This is a genomic window from Aquipuribacter aurantiacus (genome assembly GCF_051216895.1).
Lineage (GTDB): Bacteria > Actinomycetota > Actinomycetes > Actinomycetales > JBBAYJ01 > Aquipuribacter.
Window position 1 is genome coordinate 38,986 of record NZ_JBPKAO010000004.1, and the last position, 24,244, is coordinate 63,229.

Here is a 24,244-nt window from a genome sequence, read left to right on the forward strand (position 1 = left end):
CACGGGCCAGGCGCCCTCGCTGGTGCTGGACCCCACCGTCCAGGTCAGGGCGGGGCTCCACCATCGCGGCCACCGTCGGCGCGGGCAGGACGCGGCCCTCGTGCAGGGCGGCCCAGAAGCGGTGCAGGTCGGCTACCGGTGCGTGCAGCCCGCCGTCACCCACCCCGCTCAGGGGCAGGTGCACCACGTTGGTCCGGTCGTCGTCCAGGCCCAGGTAGCCCGTCGCCGTCCCGGAGGCTCGCTCGGCCAGCAGCGCCAGGACCACGTAGCCGGCGATGCAGGATCAGCGAAATCACCACGAGCGCCGTCATGGCCCTGGGCCGCCTCGGTCATCCTCCGAGGCCAGGAGGCGAGGCCGTGCTGTCCACCGGTTTGTCGTGTCCGGCCTGGTGCTGGGGCAGCCCCCGGGTGAGGGCCAGGGCCACCACCGCCACCAGCGCCAGCACGGCCAGGGCCGCGCGCAACCCGGCCAGTCGCGCGGCGGTGTTGTCCGCCACCACCGCCTCCGCCGTCACACCGGTGACCCCGGCGTCGGCGAGCGCGGCCTCGAGCTGGGAGTCGGGCACGAAGGGCACGCCGGAGGACAGCTCGACCTGGGCGGTGGAGACGAGCTCGTCCGGGACGTCCGGGTCGTCGGCGATCCCGGTGAAGAACGACGTGGTCAGGGCCGACACCAGCACGGCCCCGGCCACGGCGGTCCCCAGCGACGCGCCCAGGAACGCGACGGTGTTCTGCAGCCCGCCCACCTCGCCGCTCTGCTCGTCGGGCACCGAGGAGACGGTCACGCTGCCCAGCTGCGAGGCGAGCGCACCGACCCCGAGCCCGGCCAGCAGGAGCGGCACCGTCACGACCTCGGGGCCGACGCCGACCTCCAGCGCCGCGAGCAGGGAGACCGTCCCGGCCAGGACGGCCGCGAAGCCGAACCGCACGACGCGTCGTGGGGACGCGTGCGGGAAGACCTTGGGCACCCCGACCGCGGTGATGAGGAGGGCCACCGACAGCGGCAGGATCCGCACGCCGGTCTCCACCGCGGTCAGCCCCAGCGACACCGACAGGAACAGCGGGATGACGAAGAAGAGCCCGGCCTGCACCAGGTACTGGAAGAAGAAGGACGTCAGCCCGGCGCGCAGCCGGGGCACCCGGAGGATGGCCGGGTCCACCAGGGCCGCCCCGCCGCGCGCCACCTGGCGCTCCTGCCAGCGGAGGAACCCGACCACGACGAGGCCGCCACCGAGCAGCAGCCACACCACGGGGGACAGCCCCCACCAGACGGGGGCCCCGGAGGTCGGTCGCACCACGCCCCACGACCCCGCCCGCAGCACCCCGAAGACGACCAGCCCGAGACCGACGCTCGACAGCAGGGTCCCGACCACGTCCAGACGCACCCCGGGCTCGGCCGGGGAGTCGGCCATCCGCCGCGCCAGCAGGAGGATGACCAGGACCAGCACCACCTCGCCCGCGAACACCCACCGCCAGGACGCGTAGGTGGTGAGCAGCCCGCCGACCAGCGGCCCCGCCGCCACCGCGACCGCGCCCGCCGCCGCCACCAGGCCGTAGGCGCGGGGGCGCGCGTCGCTGGCGAAGTTGGTCGCCACCAGGGCCACGATCGCGGGCATGATCAGCGCGGCGCCGATGCCCTCGAGCAAGGACCAGCCGATCAGCAGGACCACGAGGTCCGGGGCCAGTGCGGTGGTCAGCGAACCCGCGCCGTAGACCACGCAGCCGATGGAGAAGGCCCGCTTGCGTCCGAGGATCTGCCCGACCTTGCCGCCGGTGATCATGAGGGACGCCATCACGAGGGTGTAGGCGGTGATGGCCGACTGGATGCCGGTGACGGTCGTCCCGAGGTCGTCGGCGACCGTGGCGATCGACACGTTCATCACCGAGCTGTCCAGCGACATCAGGAACTGCCCCGAGGCCAGCGTCAGCAGGACCACGCCGGAGCCGGTGGCGACCGCGGCCTGGTCCGGGCGACCCGGGAGGGTCGTCACGGCCTGCGGGACGAACGCAGCAGGCGGAGCAGGGTCATGCCCGGTCCTCTCGTCGCGAGGGGGCACCACGGTCGCGCCGGGCCGGTGCGGGCGCGTCATCCGCAGCGGAGGACCCGCCGGCGACGCGCCTGCTCAGCCCGCGGGCTGGAAGGAGGCCGCGATGTCGTCGAGCACCGGCAGGCTCTCGTCCCACTCCTCCTGGGGCACCGACCAGTAAAGGGCGAACGCCTGGTCGTCGGCCACGACCGCACGGTTGAGCACCCGGAGCGTCCCGCCGGACGCCTCCCAGGTGAACTGCCAGTCGGCGGCGTCGAAACCGCGGAAGTCTGCGGCCTGGATGCTGATGCGCTCGTAGCCGTCCAGCCGCTCGGCCACCGCGGGCTCCTGCTGCTCCCAGTCCGTCACCGGGTCACCCGCCGGCTCGCCGCCCTCCTCCACGAGCAGGTACCGACGGGACCCCGGGTCGGTGAACCGCGTCCGGGTGTCGCCGTCGGGCTCCACGACCCAGCCCTCGGGCACGGCGACCTGGAACGCCGGGTCCTCGTGGACCTGGAACCCGGCCGGGGTGGCGGCCGCGTCGGCCTGAGCGGCCTGCGACGCCTCGGCCGCTGCCTCCTCGGCGGCGGCTGCGTCGGCGGCGGCTGCGTCGGCCGCGGCATCGTCGGCCGTCGCCTCGGCGGGGTCGTCGCCGGGGGTCGCCTCGTCCGCCGCGTCCGCCTCGTCCGGCTCGGACGGGGCGGACGCGCTGGGCGTGGCGGCCGGGTCGGCGGCGAGGTCCGCCGGGTCCTGCCGGTCCAGCAGCAGGGCCAGGGCGCCCCCGGCGAACAGCAGCGAGACGACCGCCAGCACCACCGGCAGCGCCCGCGACCGTCGACGCCTCGTGGGGACCGGTGCGGGGGCGGGTCCGGGGGCGGCGGGGGCGGTGGTCCGCGCGGCCGGGCGCGCACCTGTGGCGGCCGCCGGTCGTGCGGGGGACACCGGCTGCGGGTCGCTCGCCCCGACCGGCAGCGGCGGCAGGGCCTGGGTGCGCTCGCCGTCGGCCGGGGCCGTCGGCGGACCCGGGACGGTCCGGGGCAGCGGGGTCGTCTCGTCGGTGCCCGGGGGCCGCGGGTCGGGTCCCGGGCCCTGCGCCAGCGCTGTCGTCAACCGCTCGCGGACCTCGTCCAGCCCCGGCCTTTCCGCCGGGTCCTTGCGCAGCAGGGCGGTGACCACGTCGCCGAGCGGCCCGGTCCGGAGCTGCTCGGGCAGCGGGTCCTGGACCGCGGCGACCATGGTGGCCAGCGCGGTGTCCCGTTCGAACGGCGACCGTCCGTGCAGGGCCGTCGCCAGCGTCACCCCGAGCGACCAGAGGTCGGAGGCCGGGCTCGGCGGTCGGCCGTGGGCCCGTTCCGGGGCCACGTAGCCGGGTGAGCCGATGACGGCACCCGTCGTGGTCTGCGAGGCGTCCCCCTCCAGCGAGGCGATCCCGAAGTCGGTGAGGACGGCCTGCCCCGCGGCGTCGTAGAGGACGTTGGCCGGCTTCACGTCGCGGTGCAGCACCCCGGCAGCGTGGGCCGCGCCGAGGGCGTCGAGCAGTCGCAGACCGACCCGCGCGGCGTCGTGCGGCGTCAGGGGGCCCTGCTCGCGCAGCACGTCGGCCAGCGACCGGGCCGGCAGCAGCTCCATGACGATCCACGGTCGGCCGTCCTCCTCGACGACGTCGTAGACCGTCACCGCAGCGCCGCTGCTGATCCGGGCGGCGGCCCGCGCCTCCCGCAGGGTGCGGCCGCGCAGCTGCGCGCGCTGCTGCTCCTCCAGCGAGGAGGGGTAGGTGACCTCCTTGACGGCGACCTGGCGGTCGAGCAGCTCGTCGTGGGCGGACCAGACCACACCCATCCCGCCGCGCCCGATGGAGGACGCCAGGCGGTAGCGGCCGCCGACCACCCGGGGGGCGGGCTGGTCGGGCTGGACGGGCTGGTCGGGGTCAGGGGTCATCGAGGTCCGGGGTACCCGGTCCCGGTGACTTCTACGCCTGGCCTACCTGCTCGTGGACCTGATGAGGGTGCTCGAGCGGGCGCCGGGACGCCTCACCCGGCGAGGTGGTCCAGGCCGCGTGAGGTCGCGACCTCCTCGCCGCGCTCGAGCTCGTCGCAGGCGTCGCACAGGGCCGCCAGCGGCTGCGGGTCGTCCAGCAGGCCGAGGTCGCCGCCGCACAGGTCGCACAGGTCCACGAAGCGCCAGCCGGTGACGGCGTCGAAGTAGAGGGTCCGACGTTCGGGCCGCGACTCGTCCCGCTCGGCGTCGAACGCCTCGCGGAGGCCGGGTCGCTCGCCCAGACGGGCCAGGGCGGCGTCGTCGTGACGGGCCTGGACGTCGGCTGCGGAGAGGAGGAGGGCCATACGTCGAGGATGAGCCCCGCCCCGGACAGAACCCCGGAGCCCGGCCCGTGTGTCGACCGGTCTCCCGACGGCGACCGGTCGACCACCCGGGGATCAGGCGGGGTCGTCCTCGGTGGGGTAGTGGTCCGGGGTGTCGTGCCCGTGCTCGTGCGACGGCGCGGGCGTGTCCTGGGTGGGCTCGTCCTGGGTGGGTTCGGTACCGGGGGTGGAGTCGGCCACGGTGGTCCCTGTCTGCTCGGCGTGCGACCGGTGCGCCCGGCCGGGTGGTGGGTTCCCGGATGCTCCGCGGTCCAACCCCGGCGACCCGCCCACCGCGCGGTCATCCTCCGTCCGGCGTCGAAAGGTCCAACCGAAGGGTTGATCAAGCCCGTCGTGGCTTCATGCCCGCTGCCGGGCCGACGAAGGCGTGGGTGAGCAGAGGAGGCTCCCATGTCGATCGTCGATCCCTGGACCCAGGTCCGTCCCCAGCGCACCAGCACCCGCACCGCAGCCCCCACCACGAGTCGTCTGGTCGGGGCGGCCGTCACCGGTCTGGCCTGCCTGACGCTGGCGACCCTGGTCACCGGGATCCCCGCCGCCCAGGCCGCCGGGACCGTGAGCGCACCCGACTGGTCCGCGGTCGACGACCCGGGCTCCGCCTGGAGCATCGCCCGGCAGATCGGTGCCCACGAGGTCTGGTCGCAGGTCGACCCCGCCGACCCGGCGCGCGGGCTGACCGGCCACGGCGTGACCATCGCCGTGGTGGACACGGGTGTGGGCGACGTCGAGGGCCTGGGCGATGCCGGCAAGGTCACGCACGCCGTCGACCTGTCCCGCGCCGTCCCCCCGCGCCACCGAGGTCCGGTGGACGGCATGGGCCACGGCACCCACATGGCCGGCCTGGCCGCCGGTCGCGACGACGCGGTCGTCCCCGGGCAGGAGTCCGACCCGCAGCACTTCGTCGGGATGGCCCCGGACGCCGCCGTCGTCGACGTCAAGGTCGGCGGCGCGGACGGTCGGGTCGGCGTGGACCAGGTGGTCGACGGCATCGACTGGGTCGTGGCCCACCGCGAGGAGCACGGCATCCGCGTGCTCAACCTGTCCTACAGCGCCACCACCGCCGACCCCGCCGGGCTCGTGCGCCTGGCCGACGCCGTCGAGGACGCCCGGGACGCCGGCGTCCTCGTGGTCGCCGCCGCCGGCAACGACGGGACGGGCGCGCTGACCATGCCCGCCGCGCACCCTTCCGTCCTCGCCGTCGGGTCCACCGACCACTCCGGCACGGCGAGCACCGCCGACGACGAGGTCGGCGCCTGGACCAACCCCGGCACCGCCCACCGCCGCCCCGACCTGCTCGCACCGGGCCGCTCCGTGGCCGGTCTGCGCCTGCCGGGCTCGCTCGCCGACCGGGAGCACCCCGAAGGTCTCGTCGCCGGCGACCGGAGCGGCCGGCTCTTCCGCGGCACGGGCACCTCGCAGTCGGCCGCAGTGGTCTCCGGGGCGGCCGCGCTGCTCCTGCAGGCCGACCCGACGCTCACCCCAGACGAGGTCCGGGACCTGCTCACGGGCTCCGCGAGGCGGCTCGTGGCCGACGACAGCCCCGCGCAGGGCGCCGGGCTGCTGGACGTCGCCGGTGCGGTCGACCAGGCGCTCGCGGGTCAGCCCGGCGCCTCGTCGGCCTCCGCCCTCGGTCGGGGCGACGTCGACCTGGCGGCCGCCCCCGCCGCGGCCGACCACCGCTGCACCGAATGGGCGGGCCGGAGCTGGGCGGGCCGGAGCTGGACGGGTCGGAGCTGGACGGCGGACGACTGGTCGGGTCGGAGCTGGACGGGTCGGAGCTGGACGGCGGACGACTGGTCGGGTCGGAGCTGGACGGCAGACGGGTGGTCCGGGCGCAGCTGGTCCTGATCAGGCGACACTGTGACCTACCCTCGTCACGATCAGCAACAGCGGCCGTCCGTCGGTCGGAGGTGGTGGGATGGGGACCTGGGCTCGTTGGTCGTCCTCCCGCGCCATCGTGCTGTTCAGCCTCGCGCTGGCCACCGCCTCGGTCCTGCTCCTGCTGGGTCCGTTGCGCGGGGTCGAGGCCGTCACGCCAGGGCTGCCCTGGTGGTTCCTGATCCCCGTCTTCCTCGCCGCCGAGCTGGTCGTGGTCCACGTCCAGGCCCGCCGGGAGTCGCTGTCGGTGTCGTTCCGCGAGCTCCCGCTCGTCCTGGGGCTGGTCTTCCTGTCGCCGCTGGCGCTGGTGGCGGCCAGCGTCATCGGCTCGGCGCTCGGATTCCGCCGCCGCAGCAGCAGCGGCGTGAAGCTCCTCTTCAACCTGTGCCTGTTCGCGCTGGAGGCCGCCCTCGCGTCCACGCTCTACCACCTGGCCCTCGGGGGCGAGGACCCCACCAGCGTCCGGGGCATCGTCGCCGCGCTCGCCACGGTCGTGGTCACCGACCTGGTCTCCGCCGCCGCCGTCACCACCGTCGTCTACCTCAAGGTCGGTGAGTTCGACGACGGGGTCCTGGCCGAGGCGGTCACCACCGGCCTCGTGGCGGCCCTGACCAACAGCAGCCTCGGCCTGCTGCTCGTGGTCCTGCTGGCCACCCGGCCGGTGGCGGTCGTGCTGCTGATCGGCATCCTGCTCACGGTCGCCCTCGCCTACCGCGGCTACTCGGCGCTGGGTCGCAGCCACGCCCGGCTGGAGTCGCTCTACCGGTTCACCCGCACGGTGCAGGACGAGGTCGAGGCCGGCGCCGTCCACGACGTGGTGCTGCACCAGGTCCGCGACGTCCTGGCGGGGGAGACCGCCGAGCTGGTCGTGCTGCCGGGGCGGGAACGCCCGGGGCCCGGGGTCCGGCTCGTGCTGAGCGGCGACACCGTGGAGACCTCGACGGCCGTCCCCGCGGCGTGGTTGGCCCCGGCGCTGCTCGGCGAGCCGGTTCGGGTGCGCGGTGGCTCCCCGCCCGGGCCCCGCGACGCGCTCGCGGCACCGATGGTGGTCGACGGCAGGGTCGACGCCGTCCTGACGGTCGTCGGCCGCCCGCACCACCTCGGCCCGTTCTCCGAGGAGGACCTCCGGCTGCTGGAGTCGCTGGCCAACCACGCGGCGGTATCCCTGCAGAAGGCCCGGCTGCTCGACCGGCTGCGGGACGAGGCCGAGCGGCAGCAGTACCTGTCGCTGCACGACGCCCTCACGGGACTGCCCAACCGGCGGCACGCCCTGCAGGCCATCACCGGCGAGCTGGCCAGGTCCGAGCGGGCCGGCGTCCTCGTCCTGGACGTCGACGGCTTCACCGACATCAACGAGGTCTTCGGCCACGACGCCGGGGACACGCTTCTGGTCGAGATCGGCCGCCGGCTGCGCTCGGTCAGCCCGCTCGGCACGGTCGCCCGGCTCGGCAACGACGAGTTCGTCGTGGTGCTGCACCACGTGACCGACGTGCGCGCGGCGGGCCGCGCGGCCCGACAGCTGCTGGGTGTCGTCCAGGACTCGTTCAGCCTCGGTGGTGCTGCCGTCGACCTGCGGGTGGACGCCGGGCTGTCGGTGGCGCCCGACCACGGCACCGACGCCGAGCAGCTGCTCCAGCGCGCCGACACCGCGATGTACGCCGCCAAGCGCGAAGGGGTCGGCCTGCGCACCTGGGACCCGCTGACCGAGGGCGACAGCGCCCGCCGGCTCACCCTGCTCCGGCACCTGCGCGAGTCCATCGAGGCGGGCGACCTCGAGGTCGTCTACCAGCCCAAGGTGGAGCCGACCGGGGGGCGGGTCGTCGGGGCCGAGGCGCTGTGCCGCTGGACCCACCCCGCCCACGGTCGGGTCGAGCCCGACGAGTTCGTGAGCCTCGCGGAGCACTCCGGCCTCATCCACCCGCTCACCGAGCACGTCCTGCGGACGGCGCTGGGGCAGTGCACCCGCTGGCGGTTGTCCACCCCCGGGCTGTCCGTCGCGGTCAACCTGTCCGCGCGCAGCCTGCTCAACCCCGCGCTCCCGGCGCAGGTCCGGGACGCCCTCGACGAGGCGCACCTGCCGAGCAGCGCGCTCACGCTGGAGCTCACCGAGACGGCGATGATGACTGACGTCGACAGTGCGCTGGAGGTCCTGCACGCGCTGGCCGACCTCGGCGTGACGTTGTCGATCGACGACTTCGGCACCGGGCACTCGTCGCTGGCCTACCTCAAGCTGCTGCCGGTGGGAGAGGTCAAGGTGGACCGGTCCTTTGTGGCGGGGGCGCGCGAGGACGTCGGCGACGCGGCCATCGTCGGGGCGGCGGTCGACGTGGGGCACACCCACGGCCTGGTCGTGGTCGCCGAGGGCGTCGAGGACGAGGCCACCCGGGGCCTGCTGGCCCGGCGGGGCTGCGACGTCATCCAGGGGTACCTGATCAGCCGACCGCTGCCGGCCGAGGCCTTCTCGGTCTGGCTCAGGGACCACCCCCAGCCGGCGCTGCCGTCCAGCGGGCCCGGGCACCCCGGCAACGGGACCGTGGGGCTCGGCTGCTGAGCACCGGCCGCGGCCCCGCGCCCGCCGCGGTCCGGTGGCGTGATCCGGGGCACGATGACCTCGTGGACGCGGTGTCGGTGGTGGCGGTCGTCGACCTGTCCGTGCCGGTCGGCCCCACCACGTTCGTGCACCCCGGCGACCCCGCCACCCGCCTGGACGTGCACGCCACGGTGGCCCGGGACGGGTACAACCTGCTGCGGGTGAGCATGGGCTCGCAGACCGGGACGCACGTGGACGCGCCGTTCCACGTCGACGCCGCGGGGGCCCGCGTCGACGAGCTGGACCTGCGTCTGCTCACCGGCCCGGCCGTCCTCGTCGACGCGACCGGTCTGCCGCCGCACGGCCGCATCACCGCCGCGCACCTGGACCCGGTGCGGGGCGCCCTGCGGCCGGGTGTCGTCGTGCTGCTGCGCACGGGCTGGTCGTCGCACCAGGGCACGCCCGCCTACCTGCAGCACCCGGCGCTGGACCCGGCGGCGTGCGCGGAGCTGCTGGCGGCCGGGGTCCGCACGGTGGGCATCGACGCCCCGAGCCTCGACCCGACGGGCGCGGAGGACGCGACGGCCGCCGACCTGCCCTGCCACCACCTGCTCGCGGCCGCGGGCGGGGTCATCGCCGAGAACCTCACCGACCTGCACCGGGTGCTGGAGCTGACCGACCCGCTGGTCTGCCTGTTCCCGGTCCGGCTGCAGGGCGCGGACGGTGCCCCCGTGCGCGCCGTCGCCCTGCAGCTGGCCCGCTGACCCGGCCGGTCAGCCTCACCCCATCCGGGCCAGCACCTCGTCCTCGGCCGCCCGCAGCGCGGCGTCCAGGTCGTCGAGGGTGTCGTCGGGGGTCTGCCCCTCCCACGGCGGCCGGTCGCCGCGCTCGCGGTCGACCAGGCGCACGTGCACGTCGCAGTCCACCAGGGAGTCGACCGCCTCCTGCAGCAGCTCCACCGCCGGGGGGTGCAGCCAGCCGATCGCGCTCAGGTCGACGGTCAGCCAGTGCGGGGTGTCCCAGCCGGCGGCGGCCTCCAGCAGCGCCGTGCAGGCGCTGTCGGCCGTCAGCAGGGTGAGCGGGCCCTGGAGCCGGACCAGGTGCAGCCGCGAGGCGTGCTCGTCCAGGACCTTCTCCTCCTCCGACGTCCGCCCGGCCGTGGACCGGGCGTCGGGCCCGTCGAGGCGGACCGTCACCGGCAGGCCCCGCCCGCCGGGCCGGAACTCGTGCATCCCGAGCTCCTCCGACAACCGGGTGCAGGCCTTGAACCCGCGCACGCTGTTGCCGTTCTCGTCCAGCGGCGGGCTGTAGGAGCCGATGGCGAGCTGCCCGGGCTGCACGGCGACCATGCCGCCGGCCACCCCCGACTTGGCCGGCAGCCCGACACGCACGAACCAGCCCCCGGCCCCGTCGTACATGCCGCACGTGCCCATGATGCTGAGCACGGTCGGCACCAGGTCGGGGTGCACGACCTGCTCGCCCGTCACGGGGTTCCGACCGCCGGAGGCGAGCGTGGCCCCCATGACGGCCAGGTCCCTGGCGTCGACCAGCAGCGAGCACGCGAAGACGTACACGTCGAGGGCGTCCTCGACCTCGTAGGGCAGCGTCCCGTTGTCCTTCATGAGCCACGACAGCGCCCGGTTGCGCGCACCGGCGCCCTTCTCGGACTCGCTGACCCGCTCGTCGTCGTCCAGCTCGCGCCCGGCGAACGCGGACAGCCCCGCCCGGATCCGGTCCTTTCGGGCCCGGGCGCTGTCCCCGTCGACCAGGCACCCGGTGAGGATGGCGCCGGCGTTGACCATCGGGTTGGGCGGGCGGCCGGTGGTGGCCTCCAGGACCAGGGCGTTGAACGGCTCCCCGGTGGGCTCCACCCCGACGGCGGCCATCACGGCCTCGGGCCCGGCGTCGGTCAGGGCGAGGGCGTAGACGAAGGGCTTGACCACCGACTGGACCGTGAACGTCTGCTCGCTGTCGCCGACCTGGTGCACCTGCCCGTCGGCCGTGGCGATCGCCAGCCCGAACTTGTCCGGGTCGGCCTGCGCGAGCAGCGGGATGCTGGAGCGCATCTCACCGCCCTGCTCGTCGCGCAGGTCGTCGTGGATGCGCTGCAGCCGCGTGAGCATCGGGTGGACGGGGCTGCTGGACCTGGTCTTCTCGCTGCTGGCCTTCGTGCGGCCGGACTTCGTGCGGGACGTAGGAGGCATGCCCGCCATCACACACCCTCCGAGGCGCCGCGGCCCCTCGCGACGTCGTCGGGGGCAGGTGCTCGTCCAGTCAGCACCACCGCCGGCGGGTTCCCAGAAGTATCTCAACGATGGTTGCCTCAACTCTGGTCGAGAGTCTACGGTCGTGTCGTGAGCGACGACGTGGCCCGCCGGGCGACCGTGCACGCAGCCCTGGCCGAACCGACCCGGTTGCGCCTGGTCGACCTGCTGACGCTGGGTGACCTGGCGCCGGGGGAGCTGGGGCGGCTGGTGGGTCTGGGCAGCAACCTGCTGGCGCACCACCTGCGGGTGCTCGACGACGCGGGCGTGGTGCAGCGGGTCCGGTCCGAGGGCGACGGCCGGCGCAGCTACGTCCGGCTGGTGCTCGACGACCCGGTCGTCGCCCGGCTCGTGCCCGGCGTCGGGGCCGAACCCGACCCGGTGGCGCGGGTCGTCTTCGTCTGCACCCAGAACTCCGCCCGCTCGCACCTCGCCGCGGCCGCGTTCGAGCAGGTCAGCGACGTGCCCGTCGCCTCGGCGGGCACCCGCCCGGCGGCCCGGGTCAACCCCGTGGCCGCCGCGGTGGCCGCCCGGCACGACCTGGACCTGTCGCGACGGACGACCTCGCACGTCGACGACGTGCTGCGCGAGGGCGACCTGGTGGTGTCCGTCTGCGACGCCGTGCACGAGGAGCTGGTCCCCTCGCCCGGCCGTCCCGCCCTCCGCGGGGCACGGCCCTCACCGCAGGTCCACTGGTCCGTCCCCGACCCGGTCCGGGTCGGCACCGAGCAGGCGTTCGAGGCCGCGCTCACCCAGATCACCGCCCGGGTCGACCGGCTCGGGCGGGCCGTCACGTCGTCCCTGGAGAACCGCTCATGACCACAGGCAGCACCACAGACCCGACCACGGACCCGACCGCAGACCCGACCGGACGTCCCAAGCTGAGCGACCTGGTCCTCTCCCTCGACCAGCAGGTCGCGCTCCGGACCGCCGCCGGTCGGCTGGCCGACGACTTCACCGGCGTGTTCGGCGCCGAGACCATCGAGAAGTTCCTCGTCACCTCCTACGACCAGTTCGCCGGCCGGGCCACCGTCGCCCGGTTCCTGCCGCTCATCGCCGAGCGCTTCGCCCGGCAGCGGCTGCAGGCGCTGGCCAAGGTCGAGGGCCTGCACGACGACGGCCTGCCGACCGTGCTGTTCCTGTGCGTGCACAACGCCGGTCGGTCCCAGATGGCGATGGGCTTCTTCCAGCACCTGGCCGGGGACCGGGCCGTGGCCTGGTCGGGCGGCTCCGAGCCCGGCACCCAGGTCAACCCCGCCGCGGTCGAGGCGATGCGCGAGCGCGGGATCGACATCTCCGCCGAGTTCCCCAAGCCCTGGACCGACGAGACCGTCCGGGCGGCGGACGTCGTCGTGTCGATGGGCTGCGGGGACGCCTGCCCCATCTTCCCCGGCAAGCGGTACACCGACTGGGTGCTGGAGGACCCGGCCGGTCAGGGCGTCGAGTCGGTCCGGCCCATCCGCGACGAGATCGAGCGGCGGGTCCGCGTCCTGCTGTCCGAGCTGGACGTGCCCGCCCGCGCCTGAGCCGCCACCGTCCCGGGCGGCCCTCGGTGCTCACCCGCCGCCGAGGGCCGCCACCACCGCCTCGACCGTGGCCCGGGCCGTCCGGCCGACGCCGATCAGCGTGGCCGACGCGGGCCCGGTCCAGTCGCCGTAGCCGACGAACCACAGGCCCTCCTCGCCGAGGCAGCGCGTGCCGTCGGTCTGCGGCGGGTGGCCGAGCCGGAGCCCGCTGACGTGCCGCAGCGCGGCCCGGAACCCGGTCGCCCAGATGATGGTGTCGACCTCGCGGCGGCTGCCGTCGGCCCAGGTGGCCCACGCGCCGTCCAGACCGGTGAAGCCCGGCACGGCCGCCAGGCCCTTCTCGTCGCGGGCCCTGCGGACCGCCGCGGTGGCCACGACGTCGCCGAGCGAGGCGACCCCGCCGGTGTCGGGGTGTCCCGCGGCCAGGGCCTGGGCGCGAGCCGTGGCGGTGGCGAACAGGACCCGGCCGTCGACGTCGTCGGGCAGGAACCTCGCCGGCTCGCGGGTGGCCCACGTGGTCCCGGCGACGTGCACCAGCTCGGCGGCGATCTGGGCGCCGGAGTTGCCGCCCCCCACGACCAGGACGCGCTCGCCCGCGTGGTCGCCGGCCCGGTGGAACCCGACGGCGTGGAGCTGCCGCCCGGGGAACCGGGCCGCCCCCGGCACGTGGGGCACGAACGGCGCGGTCCAGGTGCCGGTCGCGCTGACCACGTGCCTCGCCCGCTCCTCGCCGGACCCGGTGACCAGCCGCCAGGTGCCGTCCGTGGCGCGGGTCAGCCCGTTGACCCGGACGGGGCGGCGCACCGGCAGGTCGTAGCGCTGCTCGTAGGCGCGCAGGTAGTCGACGACGTGGTCGCGCCCCGGGTAGGCCTCCCGTCCGCCGGCGGGAACGGGCATGGGCCAGCCGGGCAGCGAGGAGTGGTCGGCGGGGGAGAACAGCTGCAGCGCGTCCCAGGTGTGCGGCCACGCGCCCCCCGGCCCGTCGGAGGCGTCCAGCACCACGTGGTCCAGACCCGCGCGGCGCGCGTACCAGGACACCGCGAGCCCGGACTGGCCGCCGCCGACGACGACGAGGTCGTGCACGTGACCCTGGTCAGACATCGTCGCGAGCCTACGGCGGACGGCTCGGCCTGCCAGGGTGGGCGGGTGCAGCGAGGCAGCCGGACCGGTCCCCTCCGCAGCGGCGTGGACGCCGCCGACCGGTCCCGGGTCGCGGCCGTGCTCGGCGTCGAGGTGCGCGACGAGGACGCCCGCTGGGTGCTCGACCCCCGCGGCACGCCGTTCCAGCGGCTGGAGTGGCAGGGCGACTCGGCCCTGGACGCCGTCGTGGCGGTGCACCGGTGGGGAGGTCCCGCCTGCTGTGCCGACCTCGGCACCGCCGACCTCGTCTCCGACGCGGCCCTGGCCCGGTCGGCGGCCGTCGCCGGGCTCCCGGCCCTGCTCGACTGGGACACCGGTCCTGGTCGGCTGGCCGACTGCGTCGAGGCCTCCGTCGGGGCGGCGTGGCACCTCGGCGTGGCCGCGGCCGCGGTCACCACGGCCCGTCTGGTGCACCAGGGCGTCACGGTCGCCGACGTGGCCGCCCGCCCGGGTGTCGCGGACGTCCCCGACGCGCTCGAATGCGATGCCCTCACCCCGCCCGCGCACGTCGGCTCGGCCGTGATGGAGGCGGCGGCGGCCGACCACCTGATCGCCCGGGCCGACCTGGCCGGGGCCGACGAGGGGGGCCTGAGCACCGTACGGGCGAGGCTGCTCGACGGGGAGCGGGTGCTGCAGGTCGCGGCCGACCACGGCTGGCTGCCCGGGTGCGGTCGTCACCCCCACCACCTGCTCGACCACGTGCAGGCGCGGGTGGGTCTGGTCGCGCTCGTCCGCGGTCTGCCGGCGGGGCTGCGGGAGGCCGACCGGCTCTGGTGACGCCGGGACCGCGCCGTGCGCCCTCGTCCACAGGGGCGGTGACGGGTCTCGCGTTGTGTCCGCGGGTGGCCGTACCTTCGTACACATGTTCGAGCACGTGTCGCCCGTCGAGGTCGTGGCCGTCCTGGCCGAGACCGACGTCGAGGTGCTCCCGACCCCCGTGCTGGCGCGCGTGATGGCCGACGCCGCGGCGGTCGTGGCGTGGGCGGAGTCGATGGGTCTGGCGGCGGTGGCCGAGCTGCGCAGCCGCCGCCAGGCCGAGCACCAGCAGCTGTGCGAGGAGCTGGGTGCCGTGGGCCGCGACAGCCGGGCGGAGGACTCCGACGAGGTCGACCGCTTCTGCGCCGTCGAGGTCGCCGCCGTGCTGCAGCTGTCGCAGCGCGCCGCGACCGACCGCGTCGCGCTGGCCGACGACCTCGCCACCCGGTTGACCGCGACCATGCGTCAGCTGGGGGTGGGCCGGCTCGGGCTGCCCCAGGCCCGGGCGATCCGCGACGCCGTCTCCTTCCTCGACCCCGACCAGGCGCGTGCCGTCGAGAGCGACGTCCTGCCGGAGGCCGGGTCCCGGACCACCGGCCAGCTCGCCGCCGCGGCGCGCCGTGCGGCGACCCGCCTGGGCCCGGCGGCGGCCGCGGCCCGCTGCGCCGAGGCCCGGGCCGCCCGGCGGGCCGACGCCTGGGGCCTGGACGACGGGGTGGCCGCGCTCCGGGTCGTGGGGCCGGCCGAGACCGTCGCGGGCGCCTGGGCCCGGGTGGATGCGCTGGCCCGACAGGCCCAGGACGCAGCGCGGCAGGCCCTGCGGCGGCTCGAGGTCCGCGAGGGCGTCGCGCCCGAGGGCGACGTCGACTGCGGCGTCCCGTCGTTGGACCAGCTGCGCGCCGACACGGTGCTCCGGTTGCTCGCGGGCACCCACGACCTGACGGAGCAGCCGAGCCCGTTCATCACGGTGGGCGTCGACGTCCTCGTGCCGGTGGGCACGGTCCTGGGCGCCTCGGACGCGCCGGCCGAGCTCGCCGGCCACGGACCGTTGCCGGCTGCCGTGGCAAGGGCCCTGGCGGCGGGCGCAGGGTGGCGCCGGGTCCTCGTCGCGCCCGACGGGACCGTGGTCACCGGGTGCGGCGCGGCGACCGGTGCCGAGGTCGCGGACGGCGTGGTCACCGGCGACGGACCTGGCGACCAACTCACGGGCGACCACGTCACCGGCGACGGACCTGGCGGGCACGTCACCGGCGACGGACCTGGCGAGCACGTCACCGGTGACGCACGTGGCTCGGTGGCCGGAGGGGCGGGTCCACCGGTGGTGCCCCCCGACGGTCGCCACCGGAGGACGACCTACCGACCGAGCGCCGAGCTGGCCCGAGCCGTCCGGGCGCGGGACGTGACCTGCCGGTTCCCCGGCTGCCGGCGTGCAGCGCTCCGGTGCGACCTCGACCACACCGTGCCCCACCCCGACGGACCGACCGCGGGCTGCAACCTGGCCTGCCTGTGCCGGCTGCACCACCGCGTCAAGCACCGGGCGGGCTGGCGGCTCGAACAGCTGTCGGGCGGCAGGCTGCGGTGGACCTCACCGTCCGGGATGGTCATGACGACCGACCCGCCCGCGGTGGCGCCGTGCCCCCCGGGGGTGCGGTCCGGTCCTGGGGCGACCGGAGCCGCGACCCGGCACCCCACAGGCCGGGTCGACGACGGGGAGGACGAAGACCCGCCGTGGGCGGCGCGAGGCGGGGGCACTCCAGGTGAGGTGCCCGAGGGGTGAGGTCGGCCCGGAGGCTGAGGTGCCCGAGGGGTGAGGTCGGCCCGGAGGCTGAGGTGCCCGAGGGGTGAGGTCGGCCCGGAGGCTGAGGTGCCCGAGGGGTGAGGTCGGCCCGGAGGCTGAGGTGCCCGAGGGGTGAGGTCGGCCCGGAGGCTGAGGTGCCCGAGGGGTGAGGTGGGCCCGGAGGCTGAGGTGCCCGAGGGGTGAGGTCGGCCCGGAGGCTGAGGTGCCCGAGGGGTGAGGTGCCTGTGGGGCAGCTGTCCGTCGAGGGTGAGGTGCCCGAAGAGGGCGAGCCGGCTCGCCCCGGTCAGCGGATCTCGAGGAACCAGGCGTTCTCCCAGGGCCTCATGAGGTCCCCGTCCTGCGCGGCCGACCCGGCCGCGTCCGCGCCGCCGTCGATGCGCACCCAGGTGCCGTCGGGAAGGTCCAGAGGGACGGGCTCCCCCGACACGTTGACCGCCACCACGGCTCGGCAACCCCCCGCCGGGACACGCTCGACCACGACGAGCGAGGGGTGCTCACCCAGGATCACCTGCGCTGCGTCCGGCGAGAACGCCGCGTGCTCACGACGCACCTGGAGCATCGCGCTGATGCCCGACAGGGCCGCCGCCTCCCGCGAGCCCGGGGTCGCCAGCCGGTCGCCCAGCTCGGTGACGTCCCAGCGGCGGCGGTTGAGGTCGCGTCCGTGCCCGGTGCGTTCGTAGGTCTCGGTGTCGTTCGCGGCCGCGACCAACGAGTTCAGGTACAGGAGCGGGACACCGCGCAGGGCCAGGGCCAGGGCGTGGCTGGACAGGTGCCGGCGCATGGCGGACTCGGCGTCGTGGCCCGCGGCCATGACGTCGGCCCAGCTCACCGCGAGCTCGTACGGCTGCCGGCTCCCGTCGGCCAGGGTGCGCTCGTTGACGACCCCGCCGGCCTGGTGCGTGACCTCGACCAGCCGGGACAGCTCGTCGGGGCCGAGCAACCGTTCGACGGCTCGTACCCCGATCCCGTCGTGGCTGGCGAGGAAGTTCAGGTACGTCCGACCCGGCCCCGCGAACCACAGCGAGCCGGCCCAGGACTTCAGCGTCGTCGCGTCACCGGTGACGAACGCGTGCAGGGTGAGCGGGGGCAGGGCGAACTGGTAGACGGCCTGCGCCTCGCGCTCCCCGTCGAGACCGAGGTAGGCGATGTTCTCCGTGTGGGGGACGTTGGTCTCGGTGACCAGCTGCAGCCCGGGGTCGATGGCGTCCAGGCAGGCGCGCATGAGCTGGACCAGGTGGTGGGCGCCCGGCAGGTTCAGCGACGTCGTGCCCGGGTCCTTCCAGGCGAAACCGATGGCGTCCAGCCGGATCGCGCGCGCCCCCAGGGCCACGTAGTCGAGGAGCACCCCGACCATCGCCAGCAGCACCCGCGGCTCGGCGTAGTCCAGGTCCACCTGGTCGGCCGAGAACGTCGTCCACACCCCGACCTCGGTGCCGTCGTCCTTGGTGAACACGGTTCGGAGCGGGCTGGTCCGGGGGCGGGTCACGCCGCTGGTGTCGGTGTCCGCGCCCAGGGTGCGGAAGAACCCGTCCACCTCGGGGTCACCGGCGAGCCAGCGGCGGAACCAGGTGCCCTGGGCCGACACGTGGTTCACGACGGCGTCGGCCACCCACGTCCCCCCGGCCGCGAGCCGTCGCAGGTCCTCGGCGACGCCGTAGGCGGGGTCGACGACCGAGTAGTCCATCACCGAGAAGCCGCCGTCTGAGCTGGACGGGTGCAAGGGCAGCGTGTGCACCCCCGACACGGCCGGAGACATGTGCGCGTCGACCAGGTCGGCGAGCGAGGACAGCGGGGTCCGGGCGCCGGAGTCGTCCCGGACGTGGTCCGGGTACGCGATGAGCCAGGCGTCCGTCTCCCCCACCGGCTCGGTGGGGACCGGGCGCGGCCGTCCCGACAGCAGCCGCGTCAGGTCGGTGGCGAGCCGGTCGGCGGTCGGCTCGCCGTACAGCTGCCCGAGCAGGTGCCGCCGGTGGGTGGCCCCGGGGTCGACCGTGCGGCGTGCGGTCGACCGGGAGGGCGTAGGACGGCCTGGCGGAGTGACGGTCATGGCGCGGGCGCGTCCCAGGGCTGGTGGTCGACGAGCAGGGGGTGCCATTGGATGGCGGGGGGGCTCGGTGCGTCAAGCCGCCGGACGGGTCGGAGCAGGCACGGCGAGGATCGGGAGGCCGGGTGACGCACGCCAGGTCTAGCGTCCTGGACGTGGAGCTGGAGGAGCAGGAGCGGGTGCTGTCGGAGCAGGACGACGCGTCGTCGGGCCGGCGGGAGCCGTCGGGCCGGGAGCAGCCGTCGGGCCGGGGGGAGCCGTCGGGCCGGGAGCAGCCGTCGCGCCGGGAGCAGCCGTCGGGCGAGGGCGAGCAGTCGGACCCGGACCGGGCGCGGGTGGCCGCCGCGTGCCGCGTCATGGACGACGCCGGGGGCCCCGTGGCGGCCGAAGACCTCGCCTCGGCCGCTCACTGCTCCCCGCGGCAGCTGCACCGGGCCTTCGCCGCCGTCCTGCAGGTCACCCCGCTGCAGTACGGCCGGGCCGTGCGGACGGGCCGCGCCCGAGAGGTGCTGCGGAGCGCAGGGACGGTCACCGACGCCGTCTGGGAGGCGGGGTACGGCTCGGCGCGCGGCTTCTACGAGGAGGCCGGGCGACGCCTGGGCATGAGGCCGGCCGAGTTCGCCGCCGGTGCTCGTGGTCGACGCCTGCAGTGGAGCGCCGTCGACACCGTCCTGGGCGCGGTGCTCGTGGTGGTCAGCCCCGACGGCATCTGCGCGGTCCGGATCGCCCCCGGCACCACCGCGGCCGAGCCGGAGGCGATGCTCGCGGAGGTGCGCGAGGAGCTGCCCCACGCCGAGCTGGTGCGGGACGACGAGGCCCTGGTGCACGTCACCGCGGCCGTGCAGGGCCTCGCCCGCGGTGAGCGACCGGCGGGCGACCGGTCGACGGACCTGCCGCTCGACGTGGCCGGCACGGCGTTCCAGGCCCGCGTGTGGCAGGCGTTGCGCGAGATCCCGGCCGGCAGCACGCACACCTACACGCAGGTCGCCGCCGCCATCGGCAGCCCGTCGTCGGTGCGGGCCGTGGCCCGGGCCTGTGCGACCAACCCGGTGGCGCTGGTCGTGCCCTGCCACCGGGTGATCCGCTCGGACGGGTCACTGGCCGGGTACCGGTGGGGCCTGGAGGTCAAGCGGTCGCTGCTGGACGCCGAGCGTCGTGCGCGACCGGCGGCCGGGCACCCCGCACCTACCCTGTCGGGGTGAGCGACACCGTCGGCGCGGCCCCGGGGGCGGGCCCGGCCGGGAGACCGCCTGCGGACCGGCGTCGTGCGCGCCGCCGGGCCCTGCTCGCGGTCGGCGCCGTCGTGGCCCTCAACGTGGCCACCTACGCCGTCCTGGCCACGGACACCGCGCAGCGCTGGATCGCCTCGGTGGAGCAGTGGGCCTACCTGGGCTCGTTCGTCCTGGCCCTCCTCACGAACGCGACCCTCGCCGTCCCCGTGCCCTACAACCCCGTCGTCATCCAGCTGATGGTCGCCGTCGAGCACCCCATGATCATCGCGGTCCTGGCCGCCGCGGGGGCGTCGCTGGGGGAGTCGACCGGCTGGTGGGTGGGCAGCCAGGGGCGGGCGGTGCTGCCGACCGAGGGTCGGGCGGGGGCGTTCGTCGCCCGGCTGCACCGCCTCAGCGCCCACCGCGCTGCGGCGTTCTGGGGCCTGGTCGTGTTCAGCGCGGTCCCCAACCCGGCGTTCGACGTGGCCGGCCTCGTCGCAGGGGCCGCCAGGGTGCCGTACCTGGTGTTCCTCGGGGCGGCGTTCCTGGGACGCCTGATCCGCTTCACCCTGTTCGCGCTGTTCGGCGCGGCCCTGCTCGACCTCTGGCCGTTCTGAGCAGGCGGCCAGAGCAGGCGGCCAGAGCAGGCGGCCTGAGCGGGTCCTGGGCGAGGTTCTGAGCAGGTGGCCTGCCGCACCCGCCGGTCTGCACCAGGATGTCCTGATGCGCCTGGACGTCCGACTCCCCACCCGAGGTGAGACGGTCGCCGGTGCCCGGACCGTCCTGGACGTCCTGCGTCAGCAGTGGACCCTGGTGCTCCTGCTGCTCGTCGGGGTCGGTGTGTTCGCCGCGATGGTCGCGGCCAGCGCCGAGGTGTACGAGAACGTCCAGGAGTCCGACGACCTGGCCGTTCTGGACCGACCGGCCCTGGACGCGGCGGTCGACCTGCGGACCCCGGGGCTGGACCGGCTGGTCACCGCCTACACCGACCTGGGCGGGACCGTCTGGGCGCCGATCGCGACCACGCTGCTCGTCGTTGGTCTGGCCCTGCTCTGGCGGTCGTGGTCGCCCGTGGTCCTCATGCTGGCCGCGACCGCGGGGTCGCTGGCGATGACGTCGGTGGGCAAGGTCGTCGTGGCCCGGGACCGCCCGGACGTCGAGCTGGCGGTGCCGCCGTTCGAGACGTCGGCGGCGTTCCCGAGCGGTCACGCGCTGAACGCCACGGTGATCGCCGGCGTCGTCGCCTACCTGCTGATCCTGAGGGCGAGGTCGGTCCGGGTGGGGGTGCTGGTCGTGGTCCTGGCGGTGACGCACGCCGTCCTCATGGGCCTGTCCCGGGTGTACCTGGGGCACCACTGGGTGACCGACGTCGTGGTCGCCTGGTTCCTGGGTGCGGCCTGGCTCGCCCTGGTCGTCACGGTTCACCAGCTCCTCCTGAGACGTCTGGCGCACCGGTCCCGCCGGCGTGAGGAGGCCCCGGATGTCGCCTGACCCCGGCACCTCCGCCCGGACGGACCCCGGCACCACCGCCCGGACGGACCCCGGCACCACTGCCCGGACGGGTGGCGGGTCCACCGCCGCGGGGACCTACGGCCGGCTGCGCGGGTCACGCGCCCGGTTCACCGGTGTCGTCGTCCTGCTCCTGCTGTTCCTGCCGTGCCTGGTGGCCAGCCTGGTCCTGTTCTGGATGGAGTCGACCGGCTCCGGCCTGGTCGCCCACGACCAGGGCGTCCTGGAGCGGGTCTCGCAGGCCCGGACACCGACCCTCGACACCGTCGTGACGATCTACAGCGACCTGGGTGACCCGGCCCCCGCGATCATCGCGACCGGCCTCGCGGTGGCGGGCCTGGGCCTGCGGTGGCGCTCCTGGACCCCCGTGGTGCTGATGTTCCTGGGGGGCGCGGGCTCCCTGGCCATGTCGATGTCCACCAAGGCGTACGCGGACCGGGTCCGGCCCCCGCTGGACCTGGCGGTCACGCCGCTAGAGCCCTCGTGGTCCTTCCCCAGCGGGCACGCCCTCAACGCCACCATCATCGCCGGTGTGCTGGCCTACCTGGTGGTCAGTCGAACCCGGTCCTGGCGGGTGGCCGCGCTCGTCGTCCCGCTCGCGGCGCTGCACATGGTCCTCATGGGCCTGTCGCGGGTCTACCTCGGCGCCCACTGGCTCACCGACGTGATCGTCGGCTGGACGATGGCCCTGGCCTGGCTGGCGTTGGTCCTGGCGGTGCACCAGCTGCTCCTGCGCCGGTCCGAGCGCACGGCCCAGAGCCCCTGACCGGCCACGACACGGACCGCTCAGCCGCGGCGGATACCCTCGCGCCGTGATCCCCCTGGTCTCCGCTGTCCCCGCCGGCATCCCCTACGTGCCGTTCCCGACGATCGAGATCGGGCCGCTGACGATCCAGGTGTTCGGTCTCTGCGTCGCCGTGGGGGTCCTGCTCGGTGGCTTCGTCACCGCCCGGCGCAACGCGAAGCTGGGGATCTCGACGGACGACACTGAGAAGATCGTCATCGCCCTGGTGCTCGCCGGCGTGGTCGGGGCCCGGATCCTGTGGGTGCTGACCAACCTCGACCGCATCGAGGGCCCGATCGACGTCATCGCGGTCTGGGACGGGGGGCTGCAGTTCTCCGGCGGGTTCATCCTGGCGCTGCTCATCGCGCCGTACCTGGTCAGGAACCTGTCCAAGGAGCAGCGCTGGCACATGATCGACGGCGCCGCCATCGGGCTGGCGATCGGCCTGATGTTCGGTCGGATCGGCTGCTACGCGGTCGGCGAGCACCTGGGCGGGACGACGACCTTCCCGCTCGGCATCACCTACCGCGGCACCCCGGGCGACACCATCGAGGGTCCGCTGGTCGTCGGCGAGACCTACTGGGCGCTGCCGGTGATCGAGTTTCTCTACGTGGGCGTGATCCTGGCCGTCATGCTGGCGGTGGACCGGAAGGGCCGCTTCGGCGCCGGGACGCTGGCGGGCGTCTTCTGCATCGGCTACGCCGTCTCGCGCTTCGCCTCCGACTTCCTGCGGACCTTCGACGACACCGTGTACGGGTTCACCGGGGCCCAGTACATGTGCATCGTGCTGCTGCCGGTCGGGCTGTGGTTCCTGCTGTCGGCGCGGCGCCGGGAGAGCCCGGCCGTCTACCAGGACCGCCTCGCGGCGGAGCAGGCCGTGGCGCGCGCCGACGCAGCGGCCCCGGGCCAGGCCGCACAGGACGGCGCGGTCACGGACGGCGTGGTCACGGACGGCGTGGTCACGGACAGCGCGGGCACGGACGGCGCGGGCAGCCCGGTCGACGGCACCGGCACCGGCGCGGACGGCGCGGTCGACGGCACCGGCACCCGCACGGTGCGCGAGGACTGACCGGACCGGACGTCAGGAGGGGTCGCAGCGTGCCGCAGCAGGACGTCCGCTTCACGGGGGTGCACGGCGGGACCCTCGTCGGGGTCCTCGACGTCCCCGAGGGGGACGCCAGGGCCTGGGCCGTGTTCGCGCACTGCTTCACCTGCAGCAAGGAGTCCCACGCCGCCTCCCGCATCTCCCGTGCGCTGGCGTCCCGGGGCATCGGCGTCCTGCGCTACGACTTCACGGGCCTGGGGGAGTCCGGCGGGGACTTCGCCGACGCGACCTTCAGCTCCGACGTGACCAACCTGCTCGCCGCCGCCGACACGATGCGGCAGCAGGGCCGGGCGCCGCGGCTGCTGGTGGGGCACTCCCTGGGCGGTGCCGCGGTCGTGGCGGCCGCGGGGCGCATCCCCGGCATCGCGGCCGTGGTCACCCTCAACGCCCCCGCGCAGCCGTCCCACGTCGCCCACCTGCTCGACGACGTCACCGACGAGCTCGCGAGCGCGGGGCAGGCCTGCGTGCGCATCGGCGGTCGGGCCTTCACCGTCCGGCAGGAGCTGATCGACGACCTCGACGGCCAGGACCAGCGGGACCGGTTGGCCTCGCTCGACGCGGCGCTGCTGGTGATGCACGCCCCGACGGACGAGGTGGTGGGGGTGGAGAACGCCCGCGAGCTGTTCGACCTGGCGCGCCACCCCAAGTCCTTCGTCGCCCTGGACGGCGCGGACCACCTGCTGAGCCGTCGGGCGGACGCGACCTACGTCGCGGACGTCGTGGTCGCCTGGGCGTCGCGCTACCTCGACCAGGAGGTGGGGGCGGACGAGGCCGACGCCGGCGCCACGACCGCGCCCGGGGTGGTGCAGGTGCGCGAGACGGGGAAGGGCCCCTTCACCCAGCAGGTGACCGCGGGCCGTCACCGCTGGGTGGCCGACGAGCCGCCCGAGGTCGCCGGCGGCCTCGACACCGGGCCGACGCCCTACGACCACCTGCTCGCCGGCCTGGGCGCCTGCACGTCGATGACGCTGCGGATGTACGCGGACCGCAAGAAGATCCCGCTGGAGCGGGTGAGCGTGACGCTGCACCAGGAGCAGGTCCACGCTGTCGACCTGAGCGCCTGCGTCGACGGGGGCGAGGACTGCATGCGGCAGTTCACCCGGGAGGTCACCCTGGAGGGCGACCTGACCGACGCCCAGCGCCGGGCCCTGCTCCGCATCGCCGACCGCTGCCCGGTGCACCGCACGCTCGAGGGCGGCGTCCGGGTCGTCACCACCCTGGTGGGTGCGACGACCTGACCACCGCCCTCGGGTGCGCTCAGGTGCTGCGGCGAGGCAGCGGGAGGGGCTCG

At 75.3% G+C, this 24,244-nt stretch carries 20 protein-coding genes; 13 read left to right on the forward strand and 7 right to left on the reverse strand.

Annotated features, from left to right (window positions below):
- Window positions 1-329 precede the first annotated feature (329 nt).
- The 4 genes from ACR80Q_RS06870 to ACR80Q_RS06885 all read right to left on the reverse strand — a co-directional run bounded on the left by ACR80Q_RS06870 (window position 330) and on the right by ACR80Q_RS06885 (window position 4,588).
- The gene (locus ACR80Q_RS06870; RefSeq protein ID WP_435376854.1) at window positions 330-1,991 is read right to left on the reverse strand and encodes an MFS transporter; all 1,662 of its coding nucleotides are present in this window, start codon (window positions 1,989-1,991) and stop codon (window positions 330-332) included.
- A gap of 132 nt (window positions 1,992-2,123) precedes the next feature.
- Window positions 2,124-3,965, reverse strand: coding sequence for a serine/threonine-protein kinase (locus ACR80Q_RS06875; protein WP_435376855.1), 1,842 nt, complete (start codon window positions 3,963-3,965; stop codon window positions 2,124-2,126).
- 92 nt (window positions 3,966-4,057) lie between these two features.
- Window positions 4,058-4,369, reverse strand: coding sequence for a hypothetical protein (locus tag ACR80Q_RS06880; RefSeq protein WP_435376856.1), 312 nt, complete (start codon window positions 4,367-4,369; stop codon window positions 4,058-4,060).
- Between the two features lie 93 nt (window positions 4,370-4,462).
- A complete protein-coding gene (locus ACR80Q_RS06885) occupies window positions 4,463-4,588 on the reverse strand; it encodes a hypothetical protein (RefSeq protein ID WP_435376857.1) in 126 nt (41 codons plus the stop codon).
- Between the two features lie 210 nt (window positions 4,589-4,798).
- On the opposite strand from ACR80Q_RS06885, the gene ACR80Q_RS06890 reads away from it, so the two are divergent.
- From ACR80Q_RS06890 to ACR80Q_RS06900, 3 genes are all read left to right on the forward strand, one after another.
- Window positions 4,799-6,256: a S8 family serine peptidase gene (locus ACR80Q_RS06890; protein ID WP_435376858.1), complete on the forward strand. Its 1,458-nt coding sequence runs from the start codon at window positions 4,799-4,801 to the stop codon at window positions 6,254-6,256.
- A 70-nt stretch (window positions 6,257-6,326) separates the two neighbouring features.
- A complete protein-coding gene (locus tag ACR80Q_RS06895) occupies window positions 6,327-8,837 on the forward strand; it encodes a putative bifunctional diguanylate cyclase/phosphodiesterase (protein ID WP_435376859.1) in 2,511 nt (836 codons plus the stop codon).
- A gap of 62 nt (window positions 8,838-8,899) precedes the next feature.
- Window positions 8,900-9,580, forward strand: a complete 681-nt coding sequence (locus tag ACR80Q_RS06900; protein WP_435376860.1) for a cyclase family protein — start codon at window positions 8,900-8,902, stop codon at window positions 9,578-9,580.
- Window positions 9,581-9,595: 15 nt separating this feature from the next.
- On the opposite strand, the gene glsA is transcribed toward ACR80Q_RS06900, so the two are convergent.
- The gene (gene glsA / locus ACR80Q_RS06905) at window positions 9,596-11,020 is read right to left on the reverse strand and encodes a glutaminase A (RefSeq protein ID WP_435376861.1); all 1,425 of its coding nucleotides are present in this window, start codon (window positions 11,018-11,020) and stop codon (window positions 9,596-9,598) included.
- A gap of 150 nt (window positions 11,021-11,170) precedes the next feature.
- Here glsA and ACR80Q_RS06910 point away from each other — a divergent pair, with 150 nt between their 5' ends.
- Both ACR80Q_RS06910 and ACR80Q_RS06915 read left to right on the forward strand, forming a co-directional pair.
- Window positions 11,171-11,899, forward strand: coding sequence for an arsenate reductase/protein-tyrosine-phosphatase family protein (locus tag ACR80Q_RS06910; protein ID WP_435376862.1), 729 nt, complete (start codon window positions 11,171-11,173; stop codon window positions 11,897-11,899).
- Complete coding sequence (locus tag ACR80Q_RS06915) at window positions 11,896-12,606, forward strand: arsenate reductase ArsC (protein ID WP_435376863.1); 711 nt, start codon at window positions 11,896-11,898, stop codon at window positions 12,604-12,606. Before ACR80Q_RS06910 ends, ACR80Q_RS06915 begins: the two co-directional genes overlap by 4 nt.
- A gap of 30 nt (window positions 12,607-12,636) precedes the next feature.
- On the opposite strand, the gene ACR80Q_RS06920 is transcribed toward ACR80Q_RS06915, so the two are convergent.
- Window positions 12,637-13,707, reverse strand: a complete 1,071-nt coding sequence (locus ACR80Q_RS06920; protein ID WP_435376864.1) for an ArsO family NAD(P)H-dependent flavin-containing monooxygenase — start codon at window positions 13,705-13,707, stop codon at window positions 12,637-12,639.
- Window positions 13,708-13,752: 45 nt separating this feature from the next.
- Here ACR80Q_RS06920 and ACR80Q_RS06925 point away from each other — a divergent pair, with 45 nt between their 5' ends.
- Both ACR80Q_RS06925 and ACR80Q_RS06930 read left to right on the forward strand, forming a co-directional pair.
- Complete coding sequence (locus ACR80Q_RS06925; protein ID WP_435376865.1) at window positions 13,753-14,523, forward strand: hypothetical protein; 771 nt, start codon at window positions 13,753-13,755, stop codon at window positions 14,521-14,523.
- 85 nt (window positions 14,524-14,608) lie between these two features.
- Complete coding sequence (locus ACR80Q_RS06930) at window positions 14,609-16,279, forward strand: HNH endonuclease signature motif containing protein (RefSeq protein ID WP_435376866.1); 1,671 nt, start codon at window positions 14,609-14,611, stop codon at window positions 16,277-16,279.
- Window positions 16,280-16,583: 304 nt separating this feature from the next.
- Here ACR80Q_RS06930 and ACR80Q_RS06935 read toward each other — a convergent pair whose 3' ends face one another.
- A complete protein-coding gene (locus ACR80Q_RS06935) occupies window positions 16,584-18,347 on the reverse strand; it encodes an alpha-amylase family glycosyl hydrolase (RefSeq protein WP_435376867.1) in 1,764 nt (587 codons plus the stop codon).
- 152 nt (window positions 18,348-18,499) lie between these two features.
- On the opposite strand from ACR80Q_RS06935, the gene ACR80Q_RS06940 reads away from it, so the two are divergent.
- From ACR80Q_RS06940 to ACR80Q_RS06965, 6 genes are all read left to right on the forward strand, one after another.
- Window positions 18,500-19,546 (forward strand): methylated-DNA--[protein]-cysteine S-methyltransferase, encoded by a 1,047-nt coding sequence (locus tag ACR80Q_RS06940; protein ID WP_435376868.1) that lies wholly within the window; start codon window positions 18,500-18,502, stop codon window positions 19,544-19,546.
- Window positions 19,543-20,172, forward strand: a complete 630-nt coding sequence (locus ACR80Q_RS06945; protein WP_435376869.1) for a VTT domain-containing protein — start codon at window positions 19,543-19,545, stop codon at window positions 20,170-20,172. The genes ACR80Q_RS06940 and ACR80Q_RS06945 overlap by 4 nt, the downstream gene beginning before the upstream one ends.
- 106 nt (window positions 20,173-20,278) lie before the next feature.
- Window positions 20,279-21,046: a phosphatase PAP2 family protein gene (locus ACR80Q_RS06950; RefSeq protein WP_435376870.1), complete on the forward strand. Its 768-nt coding sequence runs from the start codon at window positions 20,279-20,281 to the stop codon at window positions 21,044-21,046.
- Window positions 21,036-21,830, forward strand: a complete 795-nt coding sequence (locus ACR80Q_RS06955) for a phosphatase PAP2 family protein (protein WP_435376871.1) — start codon at window positions 21,036-21,038, stop codon at window positions 21,828-21,830. Before ACR80Q_RS06950 ends, ACR80Q_RS06955 begins: the two co-directional genes overlap by 11 nt.
- A gap of 46 nt (window positions 21,831-21,876) precedes the next feature.
- A complete protein-coding gene (locus ACR80Q_RS06960) occupies window positions 21,877-22,917 on the forward strand; it encodes a prolipoprotein diacylglyceryl transferase (RefSeq protein WP_435376872.1) in 1,041 nt (346 codons plus the stop codon).
- A gap of 29 nt (window positions 22,918-22,946) precedes the next feature.
- A complete protein-coding gene (locus ACR80Q_RS06965; RefSeq protein ID WP_435376873.1) occupies window positions 22,947-24,191 on the forward strand; it encodes a bifunctional alpha/beta hydrolase/OsmC family protein in 1,245 nt (414 codons plus the stop codon).
- The last annotated feature ends 53 nt before the right edge of the window (window positions 24,192-24,244 follow it).

What these genes read in the sequence shown, in the direction of transcription:
- ACR80Q_RS06880 (WP_435376856.1), bottom strand. Translation starts at nt 4,369, where the DNA reads ATGGCCCTCCTCCTCTCCGCAGCCGACGTCCAGGCCCGTCACGACGAC.
- ACR80Q_RS06890 (WP_435376858.1), top strand. Translation starts at nt 4,799, where the DNA reads ATGTCGATCGTCGATCCCTGGACCCAGGTCCGTCCCCAGCGCACCAGC.
- ACR80Q_RS06920 (WP_435376864.1), bottom strand. Translation starts at nt 13,707, where the DNA reads ATGTCTGACCAGGGTCACGTGCACGACCTCGTCGTCGTCGGCGGCGGC.
- ACR80Q_RS06950 (WP_435376870.1), top strand. Translation starts at nt 20,279, where the DNA reads ATGCGCCTGGACGTCCGACTCCCCACCCGAGGTGAGACGGTCGCCGGT.
- ACR80Q_RS06955 (WP_435376871.1), top strand. Translation starts at nt 21,036, where the DNA reads ATGTCGCCTGACCCCGGCACCTCCGCCCGGACGGACCCCGGCACCACC.
- glsA (WP_435376861.1), bottom strand. Translation starts at nt 11,020, where the DNA reads ATGCCTCCTACGTCCCGCACGAAGTCCGGCCGCACGAAGGCCAGCAGC.
- ACR80Q_RS06915 (WP_435376863.1), top strand. Translation starts at nt 11,896, where the DNA reads ATGACCACAGGCAGCACCACAGACCCGACCACGGACCCGACCGCAGAC.
- ACR80Q_RS06930 (WP_435376866.1), top strand. Translation starts at nt 14,609, where the DNA reads ATGTTCGAGCACGTGTCGCCCGTCGAGGTCGTGGCCGTCCTGGCCGAG.
- ACR80Q_RS06935 (WP_435376867.1), bottom strand. Translation starts at nt 18,347, where the DNA reads ATGACCGTCACTCCGCCAGGCCGTCCTACGCCCTCCCGGTCGACCGCA.
- ACR80Q_RS06895 (WP_435376859.1), top strand. Translation starts at nt 6,327, where the DNA reads ATGGGGACCTGGGCTCGTTGGTCGTCCTCCCGCGCCATCGTGCTGTTC.
- ACR80Q_RS06875 (WP_435376855.1), bottom strand. Translation starts at nt 3,965, where the DNA reads ATGACCCCTGACCCCGACCAGCCCGTCCAGCCCGACCAGCCCGCCCCC.